The sequence below is a fragment of the Clostridium celatum genome (assembly GCF_021412605.1).
Taxonomy (GTDB): domain Bacteria; phylum Bacillota; class Clostridia; order Clostridiales; family Clostridiaceae; genus Clostridium; species Clostridium celatum.
Map to the genome: position 1 here is coordinate 4,182 of NZ_JAJKGM010000053.1, position 12,939 is coordinate 17,120.

Consider the following 12,939-nt stretch of genomic DNA (forward strand, 5'->3'; position numbering starts at 1 on the left):
AAATGGCTCCGCGAAGAGGACTCGAACCTCCAGCCTATCGGTTAACAGCCGAGTGCTCCACCATTGAGCTATCGCGGAATGTCATTGCATAATTAATTATAACAGTTTTTATGTAAAATGCAATACTTTTTTTATATATTTTTTATTTTTATTATTAATCAACTTAATAATTAAATTTTAAATTAAATCTAATTAGTATATATTTAGTTTACATATACAAAAAGCCACCTATTCAGGTGGCCTTTTAACTAGTTTATTGGTTTCATTGTTGGGAATAATATAACGTCTCTTATTGAAGCAGAGTCAGTTAAGAACATTATTAATCTATCTATTCCTATTCCAAGTCCACCTGTTGGTGGCATCCCTGTTTCTAATGCGCTCATGAATTCTTCATCTATCATGTAAGCTTCATCATCACCAAGTTCTCTTTCCTTTTCTTGTTGAGCAAATCTTTCTCTTTGAACTATTGGATCATTTAATTCAGAGTATGCATTACATAACTCTCTACCAAATACGAATCCCTCAAATCTTTCAGTGAACATTTCATTTCCTCTCTTCTTCTTAGTAAGAGGCGAAATTTCAACTGGATAATCTATAATAAATGTTGGTTGAATCATGTGTTCTTCACAGTATTCCTCATATAACATATTTAATACTTCACCTTTAGTTACAGTATTTAATGGTTTTGGGAATTCTAAGTGTTTTTCTTTAGCAATAGCCTGAGCTTCTTCATCTGTTTTGATTTCGTTGAAGTCTATTCCAGCATATTCTTTAACTGCATCAACCATAGTTATTCTTCTCCATGGTGGCATAAAGTCAATTTCAGTACCTTGGTAAGTAACCTTAGTAGTTCCATTAACCTTCTTACAAACTTCAGCAACCATATTTTCAGTTAATTCCATCATATCATTATAATCTGCAAATGCTTGATATAATTCAATCATAGTAAACTCTGGGTTATGTCTTACTGACATTCCCTCGTTTCTGAAAGTTCTTCCTAATTCATAAACTTTTTCAAATCCTGCAACAATACATCTCTTTAAGTATAACTCTGGAGCTATTCTTAAGAACATATCTAAATCTAATGTATTGTGGTGAGTTATAAATGGTCTAGCAGAAGCTCCTCCAGCAATAGTTGCAAGCATTGGAGTTTCAACTTCTAAAAATCCTCTGTTATCTAAGAATTCTCTTATTCCTTTTATAATTTGACTTCTCTTCATAAAAGTAGTTTTAACTTCTGGGTTAGTTATTATATCTACTTCTCTTTGTCTATATCTTAAATCTGGATCTTTTAATCCATGCCACTTTTCTGGAAGTGGTTTTAAAGATTTACATATTAATTCTATAGTTTTAGCTTTAACTGAAATTTCTCCAGTTTTAGTTTTGAAAACTTCTCCAGTACATGCAACCCAATCACCTAAGTCATTAGTTTTATATTGCTTTAAAGCTTCTTCTCCAACTTCATCTATCTTTATGAATAATTGAATCTTTCCATCTCTATCATGTATATCTGAGAAAACAACTTTTCCTTGTCCTCTCTTAGACATAATTCTACCTGCAACAGTAACTTCTTTACCTTCTAAAGTATCAAAGTTATCTTTTACTTCTTGAGAACTATGTGTTCTATTAACTTTATATACATCAAATGGGTCTTTTCCTTCTTGTTGTAATTGAACTAGTTTCTCTCTTCTTAATCTTTCTTGCTCATTAAATTGTGACTCTAGTTCTTGAATATTCATTTCTTCCGTTGACATTCACTATACCTCCAATTAGTCTCTTCTTATTTCTAAGACTTCAAACTTACTTACTCCATTTGGAACTGCAACTTCAACTACATCTCCAACTTTTTTACCTAATAATGCACTACCTACTGGTGATTCATTTGATATTTTAAAATTCATTGGATCAGCTTCTGCTGAACCAACTATTGAATATTCAACTTCTTCATCAAAATCATAGTCCATAACCTTAACTATTGATCCAACTGAAACCTTATCTTTTGGAATTTCACTTTCATCAACTACAACAGCATTTTTAAGCATGTTTTCTAATTGAATTATTCTTCCTTCTGTAAAAGCTTGGTCGTTTTTAGCTTCATCATATTCAGAGTTTTCGCTTAAATCTCCGTATCCTAAAGCAACTTTTATTTTTTCAGTAATTTCTTTTCTCTTAACTGTTTTTAAATATTCTAACTCTTCTTCAAGTTTTTTAACACCTTCGTAAGTCATTATGAATTTTTTTGTTTGACTCATATCTTTCTCCCCTTCAAACTTAACTATATTCAATATCTTATTGAACATTTTAGTTTAATAATCTTAAAATCATTTTAAATATTATAAATCAGCCTATTTCATCTGTCAACAAAATAACTAACTATTTAATAATCATCTAATTTTCATTATATTATTCCTTTAATTAACTTTTTATTCCTATAAATTTAAAAATTAATTAATTCTTTTTTATACTTCTCTAACATACTAATAACTTCATTAGTAGTAGTAAGAGTATTCATTATATTTCTAACCTCACTACTTTGCGGTAGACCCTTAATATACCAGGATGCATGTTTTCTCATTTCTCTAACAGCTTTATATTCACCATCATATTTAACAGCTAACTCATAATGTCTTATACACATATTTATTTTTTCTTCAGCTGTAACTGGAATAACTTCCTCTCCTTTTAGGGTCTTCTCTATTTGATTAAATAACCAAGGATTTCCCATACTACCTCTTGCTATCATTATAGCATCACAGTTAGTTATTTCCTTCATTCTTAAAGCATCCTCTGGAGTAAATACATCTCCATTACCTATAACTGGAATATCAACAGACCTCTTTACCTTAGCTATTATATCCCAATCTGCCTTACCTTCATACATCTGTTTTTTAGTTCTTCCATGTATAGCTATTGCATCTGCTCCTGAATACTCCATCATCTTTGCAAATTCTACTGCATTAATATTATTTTCATCATATCCTTTTCTAAACTTAACAGTAACTGGTTTATTAGAAACCTTTTTAATAGAGCTAACTATTTCACCGGCAAGTTTGGGATTTAACATCAATGCTGATCCCTCACCATTTTTAGTTATCTTTGGTGCAGGACATCCCATATTTATATCTAATATACACACATCATCCATTGGATTAAAATGCTTTTCTACTACTTCAGCCATTATTTTGGGATCATTTCCAAAAATTTGAGCAGCTACTGGCTTTTCTTCTTCTGCTATTCTAAGAAGTGCTTGGGTGTTTTCACTTCCATAATATAATGCCTTTGCACTAACCATTTCAGTATAGACAAGTCCACATCCCATTTCCTTACATAATCCTCTAAAAGAAATATCTGTAACGCCTGCCATAGGTGCTAAGAAAACACTTTTTTCGAAATTAAGGTTTCCTATTTTCATAAATTTTACTCCTTATTCTTATCGTAAATTATTCTTAACCCCTCTAATGTTAAACTTGAATCTACTTTATCTATAACATCTGTAGATTTTGCTATAAGATTTTCTAATCCACCAGTTGCAATAACATAAGGCTTTTCAAATCCCATAGAAATCATTTCACTTTTTATTTTATTAACTATATACTCAACTTGCCCTATATATCCATAAAGAATCCCTGCTTGCATACTTGAAACCGTATTCTTACATATAATACTCTTTGGTAATTCTAATTCAACTCTTGGTAGCTTTGCAGCTCTTTCAAATAAAGCATCTGAAGAGATTCTTACTCCTGGGCATATACATCCTCCCAAGTAATTCCCATTTTCTGTAACAGCACAATAAGTAGTTGCTGTACCAAAATCTATTATTACTACATCTCTTCTATATATCTCATGAGCAGCAACTGCATTTACTATTCTATCTGCTCCAACTTCTTTTGGATTATCATATTTTATATTGATTCCTGTTTTTACCCCAGGTCCAACTATTATAGGATTTATATCAAAATTCTTTTTAACCATATTTTCTAAAGAATGCATTATATTTGGCACAACTGAAGATATTATTATACCTTCTACTTCTTTAGGATTTAAATCATTTTGATGGAATAATTGCATCATTTGAATTCCATATTCATCCGAAGTTTTTTTTGAATCTGTTGAAAGTCTCCATCCTGCTATATAGTTATTATCTTTATATACACCTATAACTATATTAGTATTCCCCACATCTACCAGTAGAATCATAAACGCACCACCTTAACATAATTAAAAGCAGCCCTAAAGCTGCCTTTATTTTAATATTGTACAGTAATTAAAACTAATACTTTAATTTTAACAATTACATATTATTTGTCAAGTGTTGTAAATTTTAAAACCTAAAATAATCCTACTATTTCTCCGTTCTCTAGAATATCCATTCTATTAGCTGCTGGAACTTTAGGTAAGCCTGGCATTGTCATAATATCACCAGTTAATACAACAATAAATCCTGCTCCATTTGAAACCCTTACTTCTTTAACAGTTATATCAAATCCTTCTGGTCTTCCTAGAAGTGATGGATTATCTGATAATGAATATTGTGTCTTTGCCATACAAATCGGTAATTTGTCTAAATTAAATTTTTCGATTTCTGCAATTTGCTTATTTGCTGCTGGTGTATATAAAACATTCTTAGCCCCATATATTTCCCTGGCAATAGTTAATACTTTATCCTTAATACTCTGCTTTTCATCATATAATACTTCAAAGTTTGACTCTTCATTTTCTAATACATCATTAACTATATTAGCTAATTCAAGTCCACCTTCTCCACCTTTTGCCCATACATCACTTAGTGCAACCTTCACCCCTAATTTTCCACAGAAATCTTTAATAAATTCTACTTCTTCCTCTGAATCTGTCAAGAATTTATTTATAGCAACAACTACTGGTACATTATACTTTTGCATATTTTCTATTTGCTTTTCTAAATTAACTATTCCTTTAGATAAAGCCTCAACATTAGGAGTATTTAACTCTTCCTTTTTAACTCCTCCATGATGCTTTAAAGCTCTCATTGTAGCAACAATTACTACACAATTTGGTTTCAAATCACCATATCTACATTTAATATCTAGAAACTTTTCTGCTCCAAGGTCTGCTCCAAATCCACCTTCTGTTACAACAACATCTCCAAGTTTTAATGCCATTTTAGTAGCTAAAATAGAGTTACATCCATGAGCTATGTTTGCAAAAGGTCCTCCATGAATTATAGCTGGAGTATTTTCTAGTGTTTGAACTAAGTTAGGCTTTACAGCATCTTTCATTAATAAAGCCATAGCACCTTGAACTTCTAATTGTTTTGCATAGACTGGATTTCCATCTAAATCATATGCAATTAAAATATTACCCATTCTTTCTTTTAAATCATTCAAATCAGTGGCTAAACAAAGAATAGCCATTATCTCAGAAGCAACAGTTATCATAAATCCATCTTCTCTTAAGAAACCATTTAATTTTCCACCCATTCCAACTACTACACTTCTTAACGCTCTATCATTCATATCCATAACTCTTTTAAATATAATTCTTCTTGAATCTATTTTTAAAGTGTTGCCTTGATGAATATGATTATCTATTGCTGCACATAATAAATTGTTAGCAGTAGTAATTGCATGCATATCACCTGTAAAATGAAGATTTATGTCTTCCATTGGCACAACTTGAGCATATCCACCACCTGCTGCTCCACCTTTTATTCCAAATACAGGTCCTAATGATGGTTCTCTTAATGCAATAACTGCTTTCTTCCCAGTTTTATTTAATGCTTGCCCAAGACCTACTGTAACTGTAGATTTCCCTTCACCTGCTGGTGTTGGATTTATCGCTGTTACTAAAACTAATTTCCCATCTTTTTTGTCTTTATTTTTATCTAAAACATCTAATGAAATTTTACATTTATATTTGCCATAAAGCTCTATATCATCTTCACCTAAATTTAATTGTTCTGCAATCTTTACTATAGGCTCCATTTTTGCCTCTTGAGCTATTTGAATATCACTCTTCATAATGACAACCTCCTTAATTCTAATTTAATAATATATCTAATTATATCACCAGAAATGTATTTTTTAAACATAAATCGAATATTTTTGATTTTTCAAATTTAAATATTCGTATATATTCATATTTTTATATCTATTATTTAATTTAAATTCGTTATTTGTAAAACTAAATTCACTGTTCATTTATATCGATAGTAATATATAAGTTTTTATAACTAGAAATATAAATAAAAAAGGTAGCCTTTTGGCTACCTCTTTATTTTAATTTGCATCAAAAATCATCTCGAATTCTTTTCCATCAATTTTTTCTTTATCTAATAATTCATTAGCAACAGCGTGAAGCTTATTAATATTTGTTTTTAGAAGGTCTTCAGCTCTATCATATGCAATTTCTATAAATGATTTAACTTCTTTATCAATTTTAGCTCCAATTTCTTCACTAAAGTTTCTACCTCTTCCAAGATCTCTTCCTAAGAATACCTCATTGCTATCAGTTCCATATGAGATAGTCCCTATTTCATCACTCATTCCGTATTCCATTACCATAGCTCTAGCTATAGCACTAGCTCTATCAATATCATTTTTAGCTCCTGTGCTTATGTCCCCTAAAATTAACTTTTCAGCAACTCTTCCACCAAGAAGACCTACCATTTCATCTTGTAATTTTTCCTTAGATGTATATGCTCTATCTTCCGTTGGTAAATGCATAGTATATCCACCAGCCATACCTCTTGGAATAATACTTATTTCATGGACTGGGTCTGAATGCTTTAAGCATTTCATAACAACTGCATGCCCTGCTTCATGATAAGCTGTAAGCTTTCTATCGTGTTCACTAATTGCTCTACTCTTTTTCTCAGGTCCAGCTATTACTCTAGTTATAGCTTCTTCAAATTCATCCATTCCAATATCTTTTTTATTCTTTCTAACAGCTAAAAGCGCTGCTTCGTTTGCTAGATTTTCTAAATCAGCTCCGCTAAATCCTGGAGTTCTCTTCGCTAAAATTTCTAAGCTAACATTTGGTGATAATGGTTTCTTCTTTGTATGAACCTCTAGCACAGCTTCTCTACCTTTTCTATCTGGTCTTTGCACTACAATTTGTCTATCAAATCTACCTGGTCTAAGTAATGCTGGATCTAATATATCTGGTCTATTTGTTGCTGCTATCATTATTATGCCTTCATTTGCACCAAATCCATCCATTTCAACAAGTAATTGATTAAGAGTTTGTTCTCTTTCATCGTGACCTCCGCCAAGACCTGCACCTCTTTGTCTACCAACTGCATCAATTTCATCTATAAATATTAACGCTGGTGAGTTTTTCTTTGCTTGCTCGAACAAATCTCTAACTCTTGATGCACCAACACCTACAAACATTTCAACAAAATCTGATCCCGAAATACTAAAGAAAGGTACTCCTGCTTCTCCAGCAATTGCTTTAGCAAGTAATGTCTTACCTGTTCCCGGAGGACCAACTAATAAAACACCTTTAGGTATTCTTGCACCCATTTCTGTGTATCTTGCTGGTGATTTTAAAAAGTCAACTATTTCTTCTAGTTCAGCTTTTTCTTCATCTGCTCCTGCAACATCATCAAAGGTAACTCTTTTAGCATCTGGCGACATCATTTTTGCTCTACTTTTTCCAAAATTCATAACACCTTTTCCACTGCTACCACCTTGTGATTGTTGAGTAAAGTAAAAAATAAATACTAAAAACATTATAACAATTAATATCGTTGGTATTATACTAAATAAAAAACTATTATTTGATGCTGGTATATATTCAATACTAACATCATCTTTTGTATACTCACTATTAAGCATTTCTAACATAGTGTCTGGTGCATATACAGTGAATTTTTTATCATCTCTTGTTTCACCAGTTATAAGCATCTTATCTGGTTGCACACTTATTTTCTCAATTTCATCATTTATCCATTTTTGTTGGAAATCGCTGAATACTATTCTATCTGAAGCTTTATTTCCATTTAAAAGAAATGAAGCTGATAAAAATAATAATACAAAAGCTATTATCCAAACTGTTGCACTTGAATATTTTTTCATTCAAGGCCCCCCTTTCCTCTAGTACTTATTTTATATCATTTTTTATTTTTCATATACTTCTCTTTTTAAGACCCCAACAAATGGTACATTTCTATATTTTTCTGCATAATCAAGTCCATATCCTACTAAAAACTCATCAGGCGATTCAAACCCTACATATTTAACATCAATATCAACTTTTCTTCTAGATGGCTTAGTTAAAAGAGAAACAATTTCTACAGAATTTGCTTTTCTTGCTCTTAAATAATTTAATAAATAATCTAATGTTACTCCACTATCTACAATATCTTCAACTATAAGTATATCTTTTCCACATGCCTCATGATCTAAATCCTTAAGTATTCTAACAACACCTGTTGTTTCTGAAGAATTTCCATAACTTGAAACAGCCATAAAATCAATTTCACATGGTATAGTTATATTTTTTATCAATTCAGCTGCAAATATTACAGAACCTTTAAGTACTCCAACCACTAAAAGTTCTTTACCTTCATAGTCATTGCTTATCCTTTTGGCTAATTCTGAAATTTTATCTTTTATCTGTTGTTCACTATACAATACTCTTTCAATATCTTGTAGCATTTTTCTATCCCCTTTTGTCAAACATAATTTTTAATATCTTTTTAGTACTATTAGTAACTTTATATTCTTGAGAGGTTTTAAGTCCTACTACCCAAGCAATTTTGTCATCAAAACATACTATTGGTATATTTCCTCTTTCCTCTCTAGGTATTTTCAAATCAATAAATATATCTTTTATTTTTTTACTTCCATTCATACCAAGTGGAATTATTTTGTCTCCATCTCTCCTATTTCTTATAATAATTTCCTTTTTTATCTTATCATAATCAAAAAATTTTATTAAGTCATCTTTAGAAAATTCTATTTTTTTTTGCGAATCAATAACATTAAATTTTACTATGTAATTTTCAAACTCAATATTATCTGATATTTTTTCCTTATTAATACTTATAAATTTATCTTTGCATGTTTTCTTATTATTATCTTTTAAACTTAAAAGTACATCCCCATAAATATTTTCACATACTATATTATTAGTTAGTGAAATTTGCTTACCAGTTTCTCCGTTAGATAATTCTATAATTTTGTATATATGCTTCATTTCAAAGTTCTGGTCAGATTTAGAAACTTTCTTGAATGCCATTTTAACAACTCTAGTATTAATAGCCTCAAGTTCATCTTTAAAAATTTCTTTTCTTATAATAATTGCATCATTTTTCTTACTACAATATATATCATAACATTTTTTGGAATATTCTTCTATAAATTCATTGTCTTTTTGTAATAATAAAACCATTCTATTTAAAGTTTCTATAATGTCTTTATTAAAATTCTCTTTCATATATGGTAATATATCTAATCTAACCTTATTTCTACTATAAACTCTTTCATAATTACTGGCATCAATTCTTGGTTTGAGTTCATTATCTTCACAATATTTTTCAATTTCATACCTATTTAAACATAATATAGGTCGTATAATTCCATCTTTTCTTTTTGCCTTTATTCCTGTTAATCCTTCAAGTCCTGTTCCTCTCATCATTCTCATAAGTACAGTTTCTGCTTGATCATTGGCATTATGAGCTACTGCTACTTTATTGTAATTATACTCATTTCTTATTTCTTCAAAAGCTTTATATCTCTCATTTCTACCTGCAACCTCTAAAGATACTCCTGTGCTATTAGCAATATATTCTATATCTATTCTTTTTACATAATATTTTATTCCTAATTTATCGCATAAATCTTTTATGTACCTTTCATCCCCCTCAGATTCTTCACCTCTTAAAAGATGATTTATATGGATAGCACCAATTTCAATATCCAATACTTCTTTTAATTTATATAAAATATGTAATAAACATACTGAATCTGGTCCACCTGATAGTGCAACCAAAATCTTATCTTTTGCTTTTATTAATTTATTTTCTATAACGTATTCTTCTACTTTTTTTAACACCTTTTATATTCTCCTATAAATCGTTTCTTATATCTTTTATAATACATTTACATTTTTTCAATGTAAATATTATAACTCACTACTTTCTATATTTTGCATAATAAATACAATTATTATTAATAAAAGTGCTCTATTGAGCACTTTTATTAATATGAAGAATATAATTTAGATACTACAATAGTCATGTCATCTAATACTCTTCCACCACTTATTTTTTTAGCTTTATCTATTATTTCTCGTGATAATGCTTCTGGATTGTTAGGTCCATCCTTTAAATATTCTACTATCCAATTATAATCTCCCAAATTATCTCTATCTACATCAACAATTCCATCACTTACTGTAATTATTATATCACCTTGTTTAACCTTCTTTTTTATAGGCGTTACATTTATTGTATCTACTATTCCAAAAGGTAATGTAGAATTACTTATTACTTCAACTTCATTTCCATGTTTTATAAAGCTCATGGATCCACCAACCTTAATAAATTTAGCATCTCCAGTATATAAATCAATAATATTCATATCTAAAGTTGTAAATTTTTCATCTTCGCTAAACTTCATTCCCATAACTGCATTTACGGTATTTAACATTGTAGTTTCACTAAATCCACCATCTATAAATCTTTCAATTAAATCTATTGCAGCCCCGCTTTCTAATCCTGCTTCTGGTCCTGATCCCATACCATCACTTATTATAGTTACATATTGCCCTGACTTATTATCTCCAAAACTATAACTATCTCCTGAATACTTTTCCCCATCTTTAATTTCAAATGCAACATATGAAGAAATATGATATTTAGGTGTTTCTTCTATAATTACAGAACACTCATTTGTACTTGGATCAATTACACATCCCTTTTCTCCTATATATAATGGCGTTTTAATCAAATTACTAATTACAGGTAAAATTTGCTTCCTACAATAATTTTCACCATCATAACTATCAACCTTAACTTTTATTTTAAGTCTTCCATTTGTATCAACAAATGAATATATATTAATATATCTAATCTTATTTTTTGCTAAAGTCTTTCTTAAAAGTTTATCTACTTCTAAACAACTATCAACATTTTGATTAAAGTCTTTTAATATATTTGTAACAGCAAAAGACATATTAGACATTTGGCTTGCTAAAATACTTCTAGCTTCCATCAATCTTGATTTTAAAGCTTCATTAACAGTATAAGTTGAATATAACTCCTCAGCATTTTTCAATAAAGTATTTCTCTTTACACATTTTTTATCAAGTGTTTTTGGTAAATATGCATTTTTATTTTCACATGATTGCATAAGCTCTCCAAACTGACTAAATGTAGTATGCAATTCTCTTCCCCAACACTTACTATTCATTTCACACTCTTGACAAACTCTATCAGCTAAATTTTCAACTAATGCCGTTCCTTTATTTTTTAATAATAACTTTTCATTTCCTGATAAATTTTCTACCGAACTAGAAATAGCTACTAATGAACCTCTTAACACTTCTAGCCTATCTACAAATTCAGATTTAATTCCCTCTATTTGAGCATCACTAATTACTTTACTTTTTTCATCATTATTAAGTTCTGATAACAATTTTTTTATTACATTTTTAGGTATTAACGCCATTATCAATGCTGATGCTGCTATTTGAATAATCATAGTTGAATTAAGATTATTAGAATATGTCATTACAATAAAACTTACAACAAAATATGCCAGTATAGAAAATATCTTACCTGTTTCAGTAAAGAGCCCAACAACCAATCCACAAATTCCATATAAAGTAGTTGATATCATTATATCATTATTTCCTACTCCTATTATTAATCCCATAGTAACCCCAAGAACAGCTCCAGCATTACTTCCTGCAGCATAAGCAACTGTTATTATAACTGCTAATGCCAATACATCTCTTATAGCAATACCTGCTATATTAAATTCCCCTACTCCAGTTATAATTAAACATACTAATATTGCTAAACTTATTAATTCCTCAGTAGAATAAAAATAATTACTATTAATTTCTTTCATACAATTAACACCGTAATTAATCATAAAGAATACCGGTATTACAATTAAAGATTTTACTAATGAAAAAAATATATTTATACTAATATCTTGATTACCTAATAGGCATTGTAAACCTACAAACATTGCAATTACAATTGCAAAACAATTTTTAATCTGTACCTCTTTTTTGGTTAAGCTACTTATATATTTTATACCTAAAATAGCAGCTGCAATTGATATATATATTATTATGTCTCTATTTATTAAGTATTGACTTAAATATCCTAAAGCTACAGATAAAAAAGCTATTGTAGATTCTTTTATATTACTTTTCTTAATTACACTTATTAAATATCCTAATCCAAATGGAGCTAAATATAGTCCATCTATGAATCCAAATCCAACTCTACTAAGCATAAAACCTAGAATAATAATTGCACCTATCTTTACTGAGATATTTTTAACATTAGTTTTCTTTTTACTTTTTTTATTTTCTTTTCTTTTATATGTAGGTATATCAACTCCATATTGCATAAGTCCACCCGCCCTTCTCTTTTCTTATTAAATAATACCATTTTATGTAAAATTATTTTGTCACTTACTGTCCTTATATTATTTTTTCGTAAGACACCAATCCTTCTTTTATGATTAAATTATCTTTATTTTTCATCTACAATTCATTATTTACTATTATTTCCATTTTTGTGTTTAATAAAAAAAGCGATAGAAAATATTTTTTTGTCGTAAAAATTCATTTTCTATCGCTATTTTTAATTAAAACTATGTAATATATAGTTAATTTACTTCATATAATATTTATTTAAATCGAGTAGGAGGAAAATAATTATTTTATTTTCCGTCCTCTCACACCACCGTGCGTACCGGTCTGGTACACGGC

At 29.4% G+C, this 12,939-nt stretch carries 9 protein-coding genes and 1 tRNA gene; all 10 read right to left on the reverse strand.

Annotation, left to right across the window (positions count from 1 at the left end; all coding sequences use genetic code 11):
• Positions 1-3: 3 nt before the first annotated feature.
• Positions 4-78, reverse strand: a tRNA-Asn gene (locus LPC13_RS15310).
• Between the two features lie 170 nt (positions 79-248).
• Positions 249-1,754, reverse strand: a complete 1,506-nt coding sequence (gene lysS, locus LPC13_RS15315; RefSeq protein WP_234088980.1) for a lysine--tRNA ligase — start codon at positions 1,752-1,754, stop codon at positions 249-251.
• Between the two features lie 15 nt (positions 1,755-1,769).
• Positions 1,770-2,252 carry a transcription elongation factor GreA gene (gene greA / locus LPC13_RS15320; protein ID WP_040419806.1) on the reverse strand — a complete coding sequence of 161 codons (483 nt, stop codon included), beginning with the start codon at positions 2,250-2,252 and terminating at the stop codon, positions 1,770-1,772.
• Between the two features lie 185 nt (positions 2,253-2,437).
• On the reverse strand, positions 2,438-3,412 hold the full coding sequence (dusB, locus tag LPC13_RS15325; protein ID WP_005214498.1) for a tRNA dihydrouridine synthase DusB: 975 nt from the start codon (positions 3,410-3,412) through the stop codon (positions 2,438-2,440).
• Positions 3,413-3,417: 5 nt separating this feature from the next.
• Positions 3,418-4,197, reverse strand: coding sequence for a type III pantothenate kinase (locus LPC13_RS15330; protein WP_234088981.1), 780 nt, complete (start codon positions 4,195-4,197; stop codon positions 3,418-3,420).
• Positions 4,198-4,328: 131 nt separating this feature from the next.
• Entirely contained in the window at positions 4,329-5,999 is a 1,671-nt protein-coding gene (locus LPC13_RS15335; protein ID WP_005214501.1) for a formate--tetrahydrofolate ligase, read from the reverse strand.
• Positions 6,000-6,257: 258 nt separating this feature from the next.
• Positions 6,258-8,060, reverse strand: coding sequence for an ATP-dependent zinc metalloprotease FtsH (ftsH, locus tag LPC13_RS15340; protein ID WP_005214503.1), 1,803 nt, complete (start codon positions 8,058-8,060; stop codon positions 6,258-6,260).
• A 42-nt stretch (positions 8,061-8,102) separates the two neighbouring features.
• Positions 8,103-8,642 carry a hypoxanthine phosphoribosyltransferase gene (gene hpt, locus LPC13_RS15345; RefSeq protein ID WP_005214505.1) on the reverse strand — a complete coding sequence of 180 codons (540 nt, stop codon included), beginning with the start codon at positions 8,640-8,642 and terminating at the stop codon, positions 8,103-8,105.
• A 4-nt stretch (positions 8,643-8,646) separates the two neighbouring features.
• Positions 8,647-10,041 carry a tRNA lysidine(34) synthetase TilS gene (gene tilS / locus LPC13_RS15350; protein WP_005214507.1) on the reverse strand — a complete coding sequence of 465 codons (1,395 nt, stop codon included), beginning with the start codon at positions 10,039-10,041 and terminating at the stop codon, positions 8,647-8,649.
• Positions 10,042-10,187: 146 nt separating this feature from the next.
• Positions 10,188-12,575 carry a stage II sporulation protein E gene (spoIIE, locus tag LPC13_RS15355; RefSeq protein ID WP_005214508.1) on the reverse strand — a complete coding sequence of 796 codons (2,388 nt, stop codon included), beginning with the start codon at positions 12,573-12,575 and terminating at the stop codon, positions 10,188-10,190.
• Positions 12,576-12,939 lie beyond the last annotated feature (364 nt).